General features: G+C 67.5%; 15 protein-coding genes. 11 read left to right on the forward strand and 4 right to left on the reverse strand.

Translation table 11 applies throughout. The features are described from left to right. The first annotated feature begins 14 nt into the window (after window positions 1–14). From ACEE23_RS01190 to ACEE23_RS01200, 3 genes are all read left to right on the forward strand, one after another. Window positions 15–419 (forward strand): acyl-CoA thioesterase, encoded by a 405-nt coding sequence (locus ACEE23_RS01190; protein ID WP_448233391.1) that lies wholly within the window; start codon window positions 15–17, stop codon window positions 417–419. After that, window positions 420–1,058, forward strand: a complete 639-nt coding sequence (locus ACEE23_RS01195) for a hypothetical protein (protein ID WP_448872028.1) — start codon at window positions 420–422, stop codon at window positions 1,056–1,058. A gap of 126 nt (window positions 1,059–1,184) precedes the next feature. Next, a complete protein-coding gene (locus ACEE23_RS01200) occupies window positions 1,185–2,186 on the forward strand; it encodes an HNH endonuclease signature motif containing protein (RefSeq protein WP_448872026.1) in 1,002 nt (333 codons plus the stop codon). A gap of 149 nt (window positions 2,187–2,335) precedes the next feature. Here ACEE23_RS01200 and ACEE23_RS01205 read toward each other — a convergent pair whose 3' ends face one another. Both ACEE23_RS01205 and ACEE23_RS01210 read right to left on the reverse strand, forming a co-directional pair. Beyond that, window positions 2,336–2,725, reverse strand: coding sequence for a globin domain-containing protein (locus tag ACEE23_RS01205; RefSeq protein ID WP_448872024.1), 390 nt, complete (start codon window positions 2,723–2,725; stop codon window positions 2,336–2,338). Further along, complete coding sequence (locus ACEE23_RS01210; RefSeq protein WP_448872022.1) at window positions 2,726–3,721, reverse strand: mechanosensitive ion channel family protein; 996 nt, start codon at window positions 3,719–3,721, stop codon at window positions 2,726–2,728. 151 nt (window positions 3,722–3,872) lie between these two features. Here ACEE23_RS01210 and ACEE23_RS01215 point away from each other — a divergent pair, with 151 nt between their 5' ends. Then, complete coding sequence (locus tag ACEE23_RS01215) at window positions 3,873–5,036, forward strand: cystathionine gamma-synthase (protein ID WP_448872020.1); 1,164 nt, start codon at window positions 3,873–3,875, stop codon at window positions 5,034–5,036. On the opposite strand, the gene ACEE23_RS01220 is transcribed toward ACEE23_RS01215, so the two are convergent. Next, window positions 5,028–6,851 (reverse strand): FAD/NAD(P)-binding protein, encoded by a 1,824-nt coding sequence (locus ACEE23_RS01220; protein WP_448872018.1) that lies wholly within the window; start codon window positions 6,849–6,851, stop codon window positions 5,028–5,030. The genes ACEE23_RS01215 and ACEE23_RS01220 overlap by 9 nt on opposite strands. A gap of 122 nt (window positions 6,852–6,973) precedes the next feature. On the opposite strand from ACEE23_RS01220, the gene ACEE23_RS01225 reads away from it, so the two are divergent. The 7 genes from ACEE23_RS01225 to ACEE23_RS01255 are packed head-to-tail and all read left to right on the forward strand — an operon-like array spanning window position 6,974 to window position 14,630. Further along, complete coding sequence (locus ACEE23_RS01225; protein WP_448872016.1) at window positions 6,974–8,596, forward strand: TIGR04028 family ABC transporter substrate-binding protein; 1,623 nt, start codon at window positions 6,974–6,976, stop codon at window positions 8,594–8,596. Beyond that, window positions 8,596–9,567: an ABC transporter permease gene (locus tag ACEE23_RS01230; RefSeq protein ID WP_448872014.1), complete on the forward strand. Its 972-nt coding sequence runs from the start codon at window positions 8,596–8,598 to the stop codon at window positions 9,565–9,567. The genes ACEE23_RS01225 and ACEE23_RS01230 overlap by 1 nt, the downstream gene beginning before the upstream one ends. After that, window positions 9,560–10,366 (forward strand): ABC transporter permease, encoded by an 807-nt coding sequence (locus ACEE23_RS01235; RefSeq protein WP_448872012.1) that lies wholly within the window; start codon window positions 9,560–9,562, stop codon window positions 10,364–10,366. Before ACEE23_RS01230 ends, ACEE23_RS01235 begins: the two co-directional genes overlap by 8 nt. Before the next feature lie 19 nt (window positions 10,367–10,385). Continuing rightward, window positions 10,386–11,978 carry a dipeptide ABC transporter ATP-binding protein gene (locus tag ACEE23_RS01240; RefSeq protein WP_448872010.1) on the forward strand — a complete coding sequence of 531 codons (1,593 nt, stop codon included), beginning with the start codon at window positions 10,386–10,388 and terminating at the stop codon, window positions 11,976–11,978. A 55-nt stretch (window positions 11,979–12,033) separates the two neighbouring features. Then, a complete protein-coding gene (locus tag ACEE23_RS01245) occupies window positions 12,034–13,224 on the forward strand; it encodes an alkylhydroperoxidase domain protein (RefSeq protein ID WP_448872008.1) in 1,191 nt (396 codons plus the stop codon). A gap of 19 nt (window positions 13,225–13,243) precedes the next feature. Next, window positions 13,244–13,903 (forward strand): SDR family oxidoreductase, encoded by a 660-nt coding sequence (locus ACEE23_RS01250; RefSeq protein WP_448872006.1) that lies wholly within the window; start codon window positions 13,244–13,246, stop codon window positions 13,901–13,903. Window positions 13,904–13,952: 49 nt separating this feature from the next. Then, window positions 13,953–14,630, forward strand: a complete 678-nt coding sequence (locus ACEE23_RS01255; protein ID WP_448872004.1) for a GntR family transcriptional regulator — start codon at window positions 13,953–13,955, stop codon at window positions 14,628–14,630. Window positions 14,631–14,653: 23 nt separating this feature from the next. Here ACEE23_RS01255 and ACEE23_RS01260 read toward each other — a convergent pair whose 3' ends face one another. Then, window positions 14,654–16,039 (reverse strand): anaerobic C4-dicarboxylate transporter, encoded by a 1,386-nt coding sequence (locus tag ACEE23_RS01260; protein ID WP_448872002.1) that lies wholly within the window; start codon window positions 16,037–16,039, stop codon window positions 14,654–14,656. Window positions 16,040–16,192 lie beyond the last annotated feature (153 nt).

Consider the following 16,192-nt stretch of genomic DNA (forward strand, 5'->3'; position numbering starts at 1 on the left):
TTAAAAGGAGCAGGATGTCCATCCATACCCACGAGGTTCCGGTCCGGTGGTCGGATTTCGACCGCTACGGCCACTTGATGAACGCGAATTACGTCGAGCTGGCGCAGGAGGCGCGGCTGGCGTTCGCGGAAGACAAGTTCTACTCGCAGGGGCACGAATTCGCGGCTTTCGTGCGGCACCTGGACCTGGACTTCCGCCTGCCCATCGAGCCCCGCGGAACCACCTCCGTGGTGGTCGAGACGCAGGTCGTCGAACTGGGCAACAGCTCCCTTACCACCCGCCAGGAGATCAAGGACAGAAACGGCCGGGTCGCCTGCGTGGTGGAATGCGTGCAGGTCGCCGTGGACCTTGAGACCCAGCGCCCGCGCCCACTCAGCGATGCCGAACGCGACATCCTCACCCAGGTAGGGGAAGAATAGGTGCCGAACGAGTCGCTGGACCTGCGCAACGGGGGCAAGGGCCTGCAGGTGCTGGTGAGCCGGGCGATTGGCGTCGACGGCGGGTGCTCCGTGCGGCTGCGTCAGCTGACCGAGCACCAGGTTGATGTCTTCGTCACCACGCCTTTCGAGGTCGTCGTCGCGCGCCGCGTGGAGGGCAAGGCCTCCCGCGATGGGGCAGTGGTTTCCGCCTATCTGCTGCAGCAGGAGCTGCTCAAGCACAACGCCGCCGGCAAGCTGGAGCTGGGCCCGGCCCGCGATCCCGTCTGGCCGGGCGCGCTGCCGCCGATGGACGGCTTCCGGCTGCTGGACCACCTGCCGGTAGAAGTCGTGCGCGAGCTTGCCGATGCCGGTCAGGCCCTAGCCCGCCAGTTCTCCGGACCGTTGGGCCCGCCGTCGAGCCTGATGAACCAGACCGTGGTCACCGTCGAGGGCCAAGGCAAACAGGTCGAGGTGCCCATGCGCATGATTTTCGCCTGCACCAGCCTGGGGCTCATCCCCGGCTTCTCCGCACCCACCGACGTCCCGCGGCACCTACGCGTCGCGGCGAAGGGCCGCTGGGTGCGCCTCGATGCCCCCTTCGGCACCGTCTACCACTCCAACCGGCTGTCTTTGTTCTAGGAAACTCTAGGTTTTCCACAGGCCGCGGTTCCCGAGTGTTAACCATTCCACTCGGGCGGCGGAGTTATCCACAGGTGCGGGATCGTGCCCTTGTGGGGGTTGCCAGGGGCTTCTAGCGTGTGAGTCATGACAACGACAGCCATGGACACACTCAAAGCAGCGCACGCCATCTTCGCGGACGGGATTTCCTACCTGGACCTGTGCCGCCAGCTCAGCCTGCCCGCTTTGAAGGCTGTCATGTCCGACGTGGCCGCCGCCGCGCATCATCGTGCCTGCCAAACCTTCTTCGGGAAAACGTCCTTTACGCGCAAGCAGGCCGCCGCCCGCCGAGCCGCCGCCGAATCCGGCCACCACCTGGATACTTTGCTGGTGTTGGACAGTGCCTTCCGCCGGGTACGCCACCAGGGCGACGCCTGGGCCATGCTCATCGAACTGTGCAACACACCCGGCACCACCACACAACTCCGCCGGCTTGCCAACCAAAAAGTGCTGGAACTCAACCGCCCGGCCCCACCCGCCGAAGGCGTGCGCGTGACCCGCCGCAAAGACGGACCCAGTACTTTCTCTATCACCGGGGATCCGCAGCTGGTGGAAAACCTCTGGGCCAGCATTAAGACCATCCCCGACGTGGAAGCCTTGTTCAGCGGAGGCCTAGAAAAACAACCCAAGACCACCCACGTGGTGATCTCCCTTCCCGACTGGGTGCGCATCCTTGCCGGCGACGGGGATGAGATCACCTTGCAGCTGAGCAACGGCACCACCATGACCGGTGCCGACTACGTCCGCCACTGCCTCCTGGATGCGGGCCTAGCCACGCTGGTAGACCCTAGGCGCGGGCCCGTCAACCAATACCGCTACCAACGGCATGCCTCGCCGAAGCAGAAGGACATGGCCAAAGCCGAAACCACCACGTGCGCCTGGCCAAACTGTAGGAAACCGGCGGATGAGTGCCAGGTCCACCACATCCACCCCTGGGCAGGCGGCGGTGAAACCAACCAAGAAAACCTGACACTGCTGTGCGAGTTCCATAATTCCTGGAACGACGACGACCCGGCCTACCCCAGACACGGAAGGGTCAACCGAAGACAGGGCACAGTCACCTGGGACCCACCCTGGAGCAGCGGCTGACACGGGGGCCAGCCGCGAGAACAAAGCCGCGAGAACAAAGCCGCGAGACCAAGGCTGCGAGGGGCCGCCACAAGGAACAAGGCCAGCCGAAACACGCGAAAAGGCGCCACGGAAACCACTCCGTAGCGCCTACTCGGCGTGCCGAAAAGCTAATCTGGCCGGTTGATGAGCATCGCGGCGACGCGCTGCATGTGATCCCAGATCATCGCGCGGTACGCCGGCGGAATGGTCTCCTCCTCGATGTCCTCCAAGGACGCGCCCATCAGGTCCAGCCAGCGCTGGGCGGCGGCGGAATCGATGGGGAAGGGTACATGCCGCATCCGCAGGCGCGGGGCGCCGCGGTTGGCGTTGAACTCGGCGGGCCCGCCCCAATACTGGGCGAGGAACCACTGCAGCCGCTGCGCGGCGCCGTCGAAGTCCTCGGCCGGGTACATGGGCGCCAGGATGTCGTCGTCGCGCACGCGGGCGTAGAAACCTGCGACCAGGCGGCGGAAGGTCTCCTCGCCCCCGATGGCATCGTAAACGCTGCTGGGCTGCACTTAGTCCGCCTTCCGCATGATGCCCATGCCGTAGGGGTACGGGGTGGAAATGCCGGCCTCCTGCATCGCGTCCAGGATGTGCGCCTGGGCGTGGCGCTGGACGTGCCACTGCTGGCCGGGCATCGTCTTGATGGAAATACGGTAGGAGATGTAGTCCGGCTCCCAGTCGGAGATGCCGTTGATGATGGGCTCGTCGATGACCTCGTTGGCAATCTCCGGATCCTTGATGGCCTGCTTGACGGCGTCCTCGATGACGCGCCACGCTTCCTTCGCGTTGTTGGACAGGCCCACCGGGATCTGCAGGCGGCAGATGGCGTAGTGGTCGGAGAAGTTACCGATGCGCAGGATCTCACCGTTGCGGACCGTCCACAGGGTGCCGTCGATGTCGCGCAGCTTGGTCACGCGCAGGGTGATGTCCTCGACGTCGCCGATGATCTCCTCGCCCACGTCGATGGTGTCGCCGATGCCGTACTGATCCTCCAACAGCATGAAAACACCGGACAGGAAGTCCTTGACCAGCGACTGGGCGCCGAAGCCAAGGGCGACACCAACCACACCGGCGGAAGCGATAAGCGGGGCGATGTTCACGCCCAGCTGGTCCAGGATGAGCAGGGCGGCCAGGCTCCAGATGATGATGCCCACGGCCGACTTACTGACCCCGGCCAACGTCTTGATGCGGGACTTGCGCCGGTTTTCCTGGCTGCGGTTCATCGCGGCCTGCTGGCGGCTTTCCTCCTCCCGCTGCGCCTTGGTGGCCTTCGGCCCCAGCGGCAGGCGCGGGATGGTCGCCCCGCTGGGGGTCTTGGAGGCCTTGGCGGCCAGCTGGTTGATGATCCGGCGCAGCACCCACTGGGTGATGACGGCGATCAGCAGGATGATGACGATCTTGACGGGCCGTTCGACGACCCACGAGCGGATCTGCTCGTCCTCCCACCAGTTGCTGACCGTGTCGACGGCAGTGGTGCTGGCGGAACTAGCTAACACTGTGAGATTCATGCACTCTCTTTCCTTGTTGACTCGGCTTCGATTGTAGTAACCGCGGCCGGGCGCGGGCGCAGCGATGGCTACGGCGGCACAGGACAGGTGGTGAATAAAAGGGTGGCGGGGGCGCGCCAAAAGTGGACAGCTTGGTCTAGGGTTGGGTGGCATGACGCAGCAGACGAAGCAAGAACTCGCCCAGGGATTTACCTCCCGCGCCATCCACGCCGGCTACCACCCGGACGGACACATGGGGTCCATCAACGTGCCCATCTACGCCTCCACGACGTTTGCGCAGGACGGCCTCGCTCAGCTGCGCGGCGGCTTCGAGTACGGCCGCGTGGCCAACCCGACGGTCCGCTCCCTAGAGCAGACCCTGGCGGCCCTGGAAGACGCCAGCTGTGCCCGCGTGTTCTCCTCGGGCATGGCGGCCATCGACACGCTCATCCGCGTCCTGGCCCGCCCCGGCGATCACGTCATCCTCGGCAACGACGCCTACGGCGGCACCTACCGCCTGTTGCACCACGACTTTGGGGAGTGGGGCATTCAGCTCAGCGTCGTGGACACGACCAACCCGGACGAGGTCGCGGCCGCTGTGCGCGACAACACCCGGATCATCTGGCTGGAAACGCCCAGTAACCCGGCGCTGTCGGTCACGGATATCGCCGCCGTCGCGGAAGTGAAAAAGCACGCAGCGCTGGTGGTGGACAACACCTTCGCCACGCCCTACCTGCAAAACCCGCTGGCCCTGGGCGCGGACCACGTGGTCCATTCGACCACCAAGTACCTGGGCGGGCACTCCGACGTCCTCGGTGGTGCCGTCATCACTAACGATGCCGAAGTCGACGAGCGCCTCCTGTACTTCCAGGGCTGCGTCGGCGCAGTCTCTTCGCCTTTCGATGCCTACCTCACCGCCCGCGGCATCAAGACCCTGGGCGTGCGCATGGAGCGCCACTGCTCCAACGCGCAGGCGGTGGCGGAATACCTGGCCTCCCGCCCCGAGGTCGCCCAAGTCTATTATCCGGGGCTGGACGACCACCCGGGCCACGCGACGGCCGCGGGCCAGATGCGCGGCTTCGGCGGCATGCTCTCGGTGCGCTTCCACAACCCCGAGCACGCGGAGCAGTTCTGCCTGAACACGCGCCTGATTTGTCTGGCGGAGTCGCTGGGCGGGGTCGAGTCCTTGGTCGAGCACCCGCAGAAGATGACGCACGCCTCGGCGGAAGGCTCCGAGCTGGTCCCGCCGGCGGACATGGTGCGCCTGTCGATTGGTATTGAGGACGAGGCCGATCTCATGGCCGACCTCGCCCAGGCGCTGGGCGCCCTAAGCTAGTAGGTCGCCGGCCGTGCGGTCGGTCTCCTGCAGCATCAGGGGATCGGTGCCCGGCATGGGGGAGATGGTGGTGTCCGGCCACTGGGCATAGGTGGGGATGCCGATGATGTGCAGCCGCTCATCCACCGCGCCGTCGGGATGGACGGTGCGGCGCTGCCACGTGGTCTCCGGCGAGCCCGTCGGGTGCCCGTGGTCGTGGAACGGCCGCGTGCGCGCCTGGAGCGACACCGACATCGGGTCGACGGCGTGGCGCACGTCGGGCTGGTGCATCCAGGCGTCGACGAGCCAGTCGGAGCTGGCGGCGCCGAAGCGGGTGCGCAGGGTGAACGCGTCGCCGATTTCCAGGTGCGGGTGGTCGCCCAGGAAGGTGACCAGGCCGGCATCGATGAGCGCGAGCAGCTGCTGGGTGCGGAACAGCGGCGGGCCGGAGCCTACCATCTGGCCAAACGCCATGAACTCGCGGTAGGCCCCGGTGCGCGAGGCCCAGCTCATGCGGCCTTCCGAGCCGGCGATGGAGGCGGGCTTGCGCGCCGCAGAAATCGCCCACAGGGCGGCCTTGAGGCGGGAGTCGCGCCCAGCCTGGGACTCGGCGATGTCACGCTCGAGCCCGGCGGCGATGAAGCCGGTCGGGTCGTCGCCGGCGTAGGCGGCCAGCGGGTTCATCCAGTAGTCGAGGCGGAACTCGCAGTCCAGCGCCGCGGTGAGCTCGGCCGCCAGGGCGGGTAGGGTGTCGGCGTGTAGCTCGGCGGTATCGATCTCGGCGGCGCGCTCGGGGTAGTAGGCGGCGTAGGCGTCGCGGACCAGGGCCGGCAGGACCTCGGCGCCGAAGTCGAAGTCGTCGCCCAAGTCCGCCAGCGCCGCCTTAAAGCGGGACAGGTCGGCCTTCGGCGGCAGGGAGTGGTACTGGGACTTCGGCAGGTAGGGGTAGCCGCGCCCGGAGCTAACGACCAGCTGGGGCTCGCGGCCGGACGGCTGGTAGCGCAGGCCGCCGCGGGCGGAGTCGTCGGCGACGAACTCGCCGCCGCGGTTGATGGTCACCAGCGCCATGACGTCGAAGAAGCCCATGCCGAGCCCGCGCACGAGCACCTTCTGGCCGGCCGGGATCTCCTCGACGGGCTGCTCGACGGGGTTGTCGGGGCGCACCCAGTTGAGATCCGCGGCGGCCAGGCGCTGCTCTTCCTCGTTGGCGGCCGGCACCTGCCAGCCGTAGGCCAGCACGGTCTTGTCGGCGGCCACCTGGGAGCCGTCGGCCAGGGTGAGCACGTCGTGATCGCCGGCGTCGGCGATGTCGGTAGCGCGGCTGAAGTGGTGGACCACCTGGACCTGCTCGGGCAGCTGCGCCAGCGCGACGGTGAGCACCCAGCGCAGGTAGGCGCCGTAGAGGGCGCGGGAGGGGTGGGACTCGGGCCGGGACTCGTCGAGCTCGGTGGCAAAGGCGCGGTCGACGGTGGGCGGGAACTGGCGGAACAGTTCGACCTTGGCGTCGCTGATGCCGGCGGCGGCCGGGTCGTCGCCGCGCAGGAGCTGGATCCACTCGTAGAGGATGGGGCCTTCCAGTGCCGGGGCGGTGAGGGTGGACTCCGGCTCGGTGAACAGGGTGACCGCGCCGGCCAGGGTGTTCATGCACAGGGTGCGGGTCTGGTCGGTTTCCCAGATGCGGCCGGCGCCGTGCTCGGCGTCGTCGATGAGGTGCAGGGTGATAGGTGGGGTGGAGGGGTGCTCGTGGAGGTGGGCGGCGAGGCGTTCAATGACGGAGATGCCCCGCGGGCCCATCCCCACGATGGCCACGGCTAACGGTGCTGACAATGTCTTCATCCTTCATAGACGAGAGAATAAATTAGACTAGTTGGTCTACAGTAATGATACTAAACGGTCTAAACTGTGTTAAATTCGCAAGCAGTTAAAAGTTGAACTAACCCCGAAGAAGTATCATCACCGTGAAACTACTCAGAACCCTCACCAGTCTAGTCGCCGTGGCAGCGCTGGCCGCTGGGTGCGCCACCGCGCCGGAAGGGGAGGAAGGCGGCTCCGACAACGTCCTGACGTACCTGGAGCCGCAGTTCTTCCGCACCCTCTACCCGCCGGCCGCCGGCTTCTACCCGAACGGCGGCGTGGTCAACCAAATCACCGACCGGCTGCTCTACCAGGACCCGGAGACCCTGGAGCTTTCTCCCTGGATCGCCACGGAGCTGCCCGAGGTCAACGAGGACGCCACCGAATACACCTTTAATATCCGCACGGACGTGACCTACTCCGACGGCTCCCCGCTGACGGCGGAGAACGTGGTGGCGAACTTCGATCTCTACGGGCTGGGCGACAGCGACCGCACGCTGACCGCCTCCGAGCAGATCTCCAACTACGAGCGCGGCGAGGTTATCGACGAAGACACCGTGCGTTTCCACTTCTCCGCCCCGTCGCCGGGCTTTTTGCAGGCCACCGCCTCCTATAACGCGGGCCTGCTCGCGGACGAGTCGCTCCAGCTGGACAACGAGGGCTTCGGCCCCGGCAATGCGCGCAACGTCATCGGCTCGGGGCCCTTCGTGGTCGAGCACGAGGAGATCGGCACCGACCTGGTGTTAAAGACCCGCGAGGACTACGACTGGGCGCCGCCGGCCGCGCGCCACCAGGGCCGGGCCGCCATCGACGGCGTGCACTACATCCTGGCCGCCGAGGAATCCGTGCGCACCGGCGCGGTGCTGTCCGGCCAGGCGGACATCGCCCGCCAGATTTCGGCGCCGCAGGAGGAACTGCTGGAATCCCGCGGGGTCAACATCGTCACCCGCGGCACCAACTCGATGAACAACCAGCTGGCCTTCCGCTTCGACCACCCGTTGCTGCAAGACCAGCGGGTGCGCGAGGCGATTATCCACGGCATCGACAGGCAAGAAATCCTGCGCGTGCTCTTCTCCGACTCCTACCCGCTGGCCACCTCCACCGTGGCCGAAACCGGGCTGGGCTACAAGGACCAGGGTGATGCCTACGCCTACGACCCGGACGCGGCGCGCGAGCTGCTGGCAGAAGCCGGCTGGGAACCGGGCCCCGACGGGATCCTCACCAAGGACGGCAAGCGCCTGGTGCTGCGCTCGAACACGGCGCTGCCGCAGCCGCGATCCAAGGAGGTCATGACGATGGTTCAAGACCAGCTGGGCGAGCTCGGCATCGGCGTGGAGATTAACGCCGGCGACCAAGCCACGCAGAACGCGGACGCCAAGGACATCGACAAGGTGCAGCTGTACCACTCCATGGTCGCGCGCGCCGACTACGACGCGATTACGTCCTTCTACAGCATCAACAACCGCGACGCCTTCCTCAACCAGGATTCCGCCGGCGAGCCCATCGACGCCCACCTGGAGCAGCTGCTCGACCGCGTCGTCTCCGTCACCGGCACCCAGGAGCGCGAGCAGGCGGTCCAGGAGGCCCAGGGTTACATCACGGAGAAGGCCTACGCGCTGCCGCTGTTCGAGGAGCCGCAGGTCTACGCGGTCGCCGAGGGCGTGGAGGGCTTCCGGCCGGAGGCCGTCGCCCGCCCCTGGTTCTACGAGGTGGAGGAGATTAACTAATGACCGGAAAGCAGATTTTGGCCCGTCTCGGGCAGGCACTGCTGGTGCTGCTGATTACCTACACGGTCGCGTTCTTCCTGCTGTCGGCGCTGCCGTCCGATGCCGTGCAGTCCCGCTTCGGCGACCCGGCGCTGGGCCTGTCGCAGGCCGAGATTGACGAAATCCGGGACTCGATGGGCATCGATAAGCCCCTGTGGGTCCAGTTCTTTACCTCGCTGGGTGGGTTCCTGGTCGGCGAGTTCGGCAATTCCACCGAGTCCGGCGCCCCGGTGGCCACGCTGATTGCGGACGCGCTGCCGCACACGCTGGCGCTGGCGACCTCGGCCATCGTGGTCTCTGTCATCGTCGCCCTGCTGGTCGCCTTCGCCGCGACGCTGCCGGGACTGGGCTGGATCGGCTCCTTCTTCCGCGGGCTTCCCTCCCTGCTGGTCTCCCTGCCGGGCTTCTGGGTCGGCATCCTGCTCATCCAGGTCTTCTCCTTCCAGCTGGGCTGGGTGCGCGTGATTGAGCCGGGCAGCATCGAGGGGCTCATCCTGCCCACGCTGACGCTGGCGGTGCCCATCTCCGCGCCGCTGACGCAGGTGCTCATCCGCTCCATCGAGCAGACGCAGGGCCAGCCTTTTGTCAACGCGGTGCGCGCCCGCGGCGCCTCGGAGGCCTGGATCTTCTGGCGCAACGTCCTGCGCAACTCCCTGCTCCCGGCGCTGACGATGGCCGGCCTGCTCTTCGGCGAGCTGGTCGGCGGCGCCGTGGTCACCGAGACCGTCTTCGGCCGGACCGGCCTGGGGCAGATGACCGCCCAGGCCGTGGCCAACCGGGACACCCCGGTGCTGATGGCGGTGGTGGTTATCGCCGCGGCCGCCTACGTGATTATCAACCTGGTCGTGGACCTTTTGTACCCGGTCCTGGACGTCCGCCTGCGGGGCCAGAAGGCCCCGGCCCGGGTGGCAGGAAGGAAGACCCATGTCTAAGCCCCGCAATCCCTGGACGCGCCCGACCTCGCTCGTGGCGATCGTCGTGCTGGTCATCGCCGCCCTCGCGGCGCTGTGGCCCGGCCTGCTGGCAAGCGCGGACCCGTACGCGGGCACCGACGTCGCCCTGCTGCCGCCAAGTAGCGAGCACTGGTTCGGCACCGACGCCGTCGGCCGCGACCTGTACTCCCGCGTCGTCTACGCGGCCCGCCAGTCCCTGGTCGGCGCCTTCATCGCCGTGGCCGTGGGCCTGGTGGTCGGCACGATCATCGGCGTGCTGGCCGGCAGCCTGCGCGGCTGGGTGGACACGGTCCTGATGCGCGTGGTCGACGTGCTGCTGTCCATCCCCGGCATCCTGCTGTCGCTGTCCATCATCATCGTGCTGGGCTTCGGCTCCGTCCAGGCGGCGGTGGCCGTCGGTGTCACCAGCATCGCCGCGTTCGCGCGCCTGGCGCGCTCCCAGGTCATTAGCGTGGCCGGGGCGGACTACGTGGAGGCCGCCTACGGCTCGGGCGCGCGCCCGCTGCAGGTGATGGTGCGCCACATCCTGCCCAACTCGCTGACCCCGGTGGTGGCCCTGGCGACCCTGCAGTTCGGCTCCGCCATCCTGCAGCTGTCCATCCTGGGCTTTTTGGGCTACGGCGCCCCGCCGCCCACGCCGGAGTGGGGGCTTATCATCGCCGAGGGCCGCGACTTCATGGCCACCGCCTGGTGGCTGATTGTCATCCCGGGCCTGGCGATTGTCGCCGTCGTCATGGCCGCCAACCATCTCTCCCGCAACATCCGGGCGCAGGCCTAAAACACAAGGAGCAGAACTCGTGTCACTGTTAACTGTTACTGACTTGAACGTCTCCTACGACGGCTCCCCGGCGGTCCAGGGCGTGAACCTTGCGGTGGAGCCGGGCCAGATGACCGCCATCGTCGGCGAGTCCGGCTCGGGCAAGTCCACCTCGGCGCTGGCCATCCTGGGCCTTCTGCCGGACAATGCCGCCGTCGATGCCGGCTCCGTGACCTTCCAGGGCCGCGACCTGACCGGGCTTAGCCGCAAGCAATGGCGGGGCATCCGCGGCGCCCACATCGGGCTGGTGCCGCAGGATCCGAACAACTCTCTGAACCCGCTGAAGACCATCGGCGCCGCGGTGGAAGAGGGCATGGAAATCCACGGGCGTGGGGATCGGCGCGCCCGGGCGCTGGAGCTGCTCGAGCGGGTCGGCATCGATGACCCGGAGCGCCGCTACCACCAGTACCCGCACGAGCTGTCCGGCGGCATGAAGCAGCGCGTGCTCATCGCCGCGGCGGTGGCGCTGGAGCCAGAGCTCATCATCGCCGACGAGCCCACCAGTGCCCTCGATGTGACGGTGCAGAAGACCATCCTGGACCTGCTGGACGACATGCGCGAAGAGCTCGGCCTGGGCCTGCTGTTTATCACGCACGACCTGGCCGTGGCGGGCGACCGCGCGGACCAGATCGTGGTCATGGAGGCCGGCCAGGTCCGCGAGTCCGGCCTGGCGGCCACGGTGCTCACCGACCCGCAGCACCCGTATTCCAAGCGCCTGCTTGCCGATGCCCCCTCCCTGACCGCCGCCGATTTCACCCGGCAGCAGGCCACCCCGGCCGCCGCCGGCACGCAGCCGCTGCTGCGGGTGGACGGCCTGGTGCAGCGCTTCGGCGACTTCACCGCCGTGGACGGGGTGAGCTTCGAGGTTGTTAAGGGCACCACGCACGCGCTGGTGGGAGAGTCCGGCTCCGGCAAGACCACCACCGGCCGGTCCGTGTCGATGTTCAACCAGCCGACCGCGGGCAGCATCCGGCTGGGCGGCACGGAGCTGACCGAGCTGGATGCGGCCGGCCGGCGCGAGGCGCGCCGCCAGGTCCAGCTGGTCTATCAGAACCCGTATAGCTCGCTGGACCCGCGCCGCACCATCGCGGATACCATCGCCGAGCCCCTGGTGAATTTCCGGGGGATGAAGCGGCCCCGGGCGCGGGAGGCCGCCCGCGAGTTTATGGAGCTGGTCGCCCTGGACCCGGACATGGGCCAGCGCCTGCCGGCGCGCCTGTCCGGCGGGCAGCGCCAGCGCGTGGCGATCGCACGCGCCATGATCATCGAGCCGGAGCTGGTCGTGCTGGACGAGGCGGTCTCCGCCCTGGACGTGACCGTCCAGTCGCAGATCCTGCGGCTGCTCGACGACCTGCAGCGGGAGCTGGGGCTGACCTATATCTTCATCTCCCACGACCTGGCCGTGGTCAACCAGGTCAGCGACACCGTCAGCGTGCTGGGGGCGGGCCGACAGGTCGAATACGGCCCGACCGCCGAGGTCTTTACCAACCCGCAGGCGAATCTCACCCGCCGGCTCATCGAGGCCATCCCTGGCTCCCGCTACCGCGGCGGCGACCTAAACTTGGGTCTGTAAGAGCGAAAAAGTAGCAAAGAAGCAGCACGCAGAAACAAAGAACCGAGGAAAATTAATGACCGATATCATCGACGAGCTGGCGCAGACCAGCCCCGCCGTTAGCCAGCTGCGCAACGCCCGGCCGGCGGCCCGCGAGAACGCCCAGCTGAGCTTCGAGGCGCTGCTCGAGCCGGCGGAGGCCGGGGAGTTTAGCCAGGCGGAGCGCTACGCGGTGGCCGCCTTCGTGGCAGGTATTACGCAGGCCGGCCGCCCGGCGGAGTTCTACCTGGACCTGTTGGGCGACGAGGACGATAAGCTTCTCGCCCCAGTCAAGGAGGCCATCGCGGCCGGACAGCACCGCGGGCCCTACGCGGGCGGGGGATATAGCACCTTCGAAGGCCTGGGCGAGCGCCTGGGCGCGGCCTTCGACTTCGCGCACCTCCTGGTCTTCCACCCGAAGGACGCGGATCCGGCGGCCATCGGCCACCTGGACGCCAGCGGGTGGGGCCCGACCGGCATGGTCAGCCTGGCGCAGCTGATTAGCTTTGTGGCCTTCCAGCTGCGCGTGGTGCGCGGCATCGCGGTGTTGGGCGGCGAGGCCCCGGCCGCCCCGGGGGCCGTGGCGGGGACCCCGCAGGAGCGGCCCGGCTGGGAGGTCACGGGCGGGGTGGAGACCCCCGAGGTGGTCCACCCGGGCCGCTTTGTCAACCACGCGCTGGGCTGGAAGCCCTGGGTGCCGGGGCTGAGCAAGGAAGACTTCACCGAGGAGCAGCGCGAGGCGCTGATTAAGCCGGAGCGCATCGAGCAGCCCTACTTCCGCCTGCTGGCCCGGGACCCCGCCGCGCTGAAGGCCCGCACCCTGACGGACCTGGACATCTTCTACAACACCGACGGCGGGCTGGGCCGTGCGGAGCGCGAGCTGGCCGCCACGGTGGTCTCGCGCCTCAACGGCTGCGAATACTGCGCCTCCGTGCACCAGCAGCGCTACGTCGACGAGGGCGGCGACCGGGAGACCATCGATCGCCTCCTTGACGACGGCGTCGACATCGAGCTTGGCCGAGCCGACTGGGCCGCCATCCGCGACGCCGCGGTGGCGATTAGCCGGACCCCGCTGGAATTCGGGGCCGAGCACGTCGACGCGCTGCGGGAAGCGGGACTCGATGACCAGGCGGTCCTGGACGTTATCTATTCTTCGTCCTTTTTCAACTGGGCGAACCGCCTGATGCTGACCCTGGGCACCCCGGACGTGCCCCGGCGTTTCCGCTAGAGCGCCTAGACTGGCCGGCATGACTAACCAAGCACAGACCAAGACCGCAGTCGTTACCGGCGCCACCGGCGGGATGGGCCGCGAGATCGTCGCGGATCTGTCCCGCGACCACCACGTCGTGGCCATCGGCCGCAACGCCGAGGGCCTCGCCGCGCTGGAGGGGCCCGGCGTGACCTGCGTGCGCGCGGACCTGACCGAGGACTTCGACCTGCCGGAGTTAGACCGCGTCGACGTGCTAGTCCACGCGGCGGCGATTGCGCAGCGGCGCTCGGTGGCATCGGCCAGCCGGGACGACTGGGAAGGCCACCTGTCCATCAACGTGGTGGTCCCGGCCATGTTGACCCAGCGCCTCCTGCCGGCGCTCAACCGCGCCGGCGGAACCGTGGTCTTCATCAACTCCGGCGCCGGCCGGGGCGGCTTCGGCGACAACGTGGTCTACGCGGCCACCAAGCACGCGCTCTACGCCCTGGCAGACGGGCTGCGCAAGTCCGAGCACGGCATCCGGGTGAGCACCGTGGCGCCCGGGCCCACGGATACCGCGATGTTGCAGGGGCTGACCGACTACAACCGCGACGAGGTTATCGCCCCGGCCGAAATCGCGCGGGCGGTGCGCGCGGTCGTGGACGCCGGCCCGACCACGCAGCTGACCGAGATCCAGGTGCGCCCGCGCGTGGAATAGGCCGCGTGGGTCGAACACCTCGCGCAGATTCATGCGCTAAACGTAATCTGTGACTAAGCAGCCCAGCTCTAAACCGGCCTACCTGGCCATCGCGGACGCTCTGCGGGGGCGCATCGAACGTGCCGAGTTGCGGCCGGGCGACCGGTTTCCCACCGAGCGCGCGCTCGTTCACGAGTTCAACGTCGCCCGCATGACGGTGCGGCACGCGCTGGATGTCCTCCAGCTGGAGGGGCTTATTGATCGACGCCGCGGCCGCACCGGGGGCACGTTCGTGCGCACGACGGCGCCGGTGGTGGACTTGGGCCGCGTCGAGGACCTGGGAGCGCAGCTGAGCAACGACGAAAACGAGCTCGTCATTGACGAGCTCGAGGAGTCTCGCGTGCAGGTGCCGCCAACGGTGGCGGAGCAGCTAGCGATTGCGGAGAGCGACCGGGTCTGGTCCGTCAAGAGGCTGCACACCGTCGACGGGACCCCGGCGTTGTATTCGCACCACTTCGTGCCAGCGGCGGATTTGCAGGGCCACTGGGAGCAGCGGCACCCGGCCAGCTACCGGCAGTCCTTGGAGCCGGCGCTGCCGAACGCGGTGGAGCAGAAGGCGCTGGGGCTTTCGCGCACCACGCCTATCCTGCGGGTGCAGCGCTGCGCGCTCGACGCCGCCGGCCGCCCTCTGGATTTCACCGAGATGGCGTTGCGCGGCGACGTCGCGAAGCTGCACCTAGATAGTTAAGGGGCGGGCGCGGGACCGCCGGGCTAGAGGAGTACCTGCGCGAGCAGGGAACCGACCACACAGGAGGTCAGCACCGAGATGGCGCCCGGGATGATGAAGGAGTGGTTGATGACGAACTTGCCGATGCGGGTCGTGCCCGTGCGGTCGAAACCGATGCAGGCCAGGTCCGACGGGTAGGTCGGCAGGATGAAGTAGCCGTAGGCCGCGCCGTAGAAGCCGACGATGACGGCCGGGTCGATACCCAGCTGCAGGCCGATGGGGGCGATGGCCACCAGAGCCGCGCCCTGGGAGTTGACCAGCTTCGAGACGATGATCAGCACGACGGCGTAGGCCCACGGGGCTTGGGCGACGACGTCGCCGAGGCCGGCCTCCAGGGCATCGATGTGCGCCTGGAAGAAGGTGTCCGCCATCCAGGCCACGCCAAAGACGGAGAAGACCGCGGTCATGCCGGCCTTGAAGACTGGGGTGCTGGCGATCTTTTTGTGGTCGACCTTGCAGCTCATCAGGATGACGGCGCCGGCGACCAGCATGACCATCTGGATGACCAGGTTCATCGACACCGGCGAGAGCTCGCCGTCCTCGCCCGGGACGAGCGGGCGCAGGAAGTCGAAGGCGCCGAGGAAGACCACGCAGACGATGGCGACCAGGAAGATGGCCACGGAGCGCTTGGCTTCCTTGGGGAATTCCACGCCGATGAGCGAGTGGCTGGAGTTTTTAATGGAGTCCGCGAACTCGGGGTCCTTCATGCGCTCCTGGAAGACCGGGTCCTTGTCCAGGTCCTTGCCGCGGCGCAGGGACCACAGGGCGGCCAGGATGACACCGGACAGGGAGGCCGGGATGGCGACCATGAGGATCTGCGGGATGGAGTAGGCCTGGTCGATGGCGCCGGCGTGCTCGGCCAGGATGGAGGCCAGCGAGACGGTCGCGACCGAGACCGGCGAGGCGGTGATACCCATCTGAGCCGAGGTGGAGGCCACGGCCATGGGGCGTTCGGGGCGGATGCCCTTCTTCAGGGCGATGTCCTCGATGATGGGGAACATCGTGTAGACGACGTGGCCGGTGCCGCAGAGCACGGTCAAAAACCACGTGGTCAGGGGAGCGAGAATGGTGATGCGCTCCGGGTGGGCGCGCAGGATCTTCTCCGCGAATTGCATCATGACTTCGAGGCCGCGCGCCTGTTGGAGGGTCGCGGCGCAGCCGATGACTGCGATGATGGTCAGCATCACCGATACCGGCGGCTCGCCCGGGGCCAGTCCGAAGACGAAGACCATGAGCAGCAGACCGATACCGGAAATCAGGCCCAGGCCGAGCCCGCCGTAGCGGGTACCCAGCACCAGGGCAACAAGGATAATGACCACTTGCAGTACGATCGCCAGGACGGAGTCCGGGGCGAGGACAGTGGCTAACATCTAAGTGCCTTTCCACTAGTAACAAACAAGGGGGACAGTAAAAATATTATCGAACCGGACATAACCGGACATAACGGAAGCGGCGAGCTAATAATCACAGCTCGCCGCTTAGTGGTTTTGGGTGCAAATCTGCTAAAATCCCAGCGTAACGCC

This window comes from Corynebacterium sp. 32222D000AT, assembly GCF_053546955.1.

Coding starts and splice junctions, on each gene's coding strand:
- ACEE23_RS01230 (WP_448872014.1), top strand. CDS start 8,596: ATGACCGGAAAGCAGATTTTGGCCCGTCTCGGGCAGGCACTGCTGGTG.
- ACEE23_RS01220 (WP_448872018.1), bottom strand. CDS start 6,851: ATGAAGACATTGTCAGCACCGTTAGCCGTGGCCATCGTGGGGATGGGC.
- ACEE23_RS01250 (WP_448872006.1), top strand. CDS start 13,244: ATGACTAACCAAGCACAGACCAAGACCGCAGTCGTTACCGGCGCCACC.
- ACEE23_RS01215 (WP_448872020.1), top strand. CDS start 3,873: ATGACGCAGCAGACGAAGCAAGAACTCGCCCAGGGATTTACCTCCCGC.
- ACEE23_RS01245 (WP_448872008.1), top strand. CDS start 12,034: ATGACCGATATCATCGACGAGCTGGCGCAGACCAGCCCCGCCGTTAGC.
- ACEE23_RS01260 (WP_448872002.1), bottom strand. CDS start 16,039: ATGTTAGCCACTGTCCTCGCCCCGGACTCCGTCCTGGCGATCGTACTG.
- ACEE23_RS01235 (WP_448872012.1), top strand. CDS start 9,560: ATGTCTAAGCCCCGCAATCCCTGGACGCGCCCGACCTCGCTCGTGGCG.
- ACEE23_RS01200 (WP_448872026.1), top strand. CDS start 1,185: ATGACAACGACAGCCATGGACACACTCAAAGCAGCGCACGCCATCTTC.
- ACEE23_RS01210 (WP_448872022.1), bottom strand. CDS start 3,721: ATGAATCTCACAGTGTTAGCTAGTTCCGCCAGCACCACTGCCGTCGAC.
- ACEE23_RS01190 (WP_448233391.1), top strand. CDS start 15: ATGTCCATCCATACCCACGAGGTTCCGGTCCGGTGGTCGGATTTCGAC.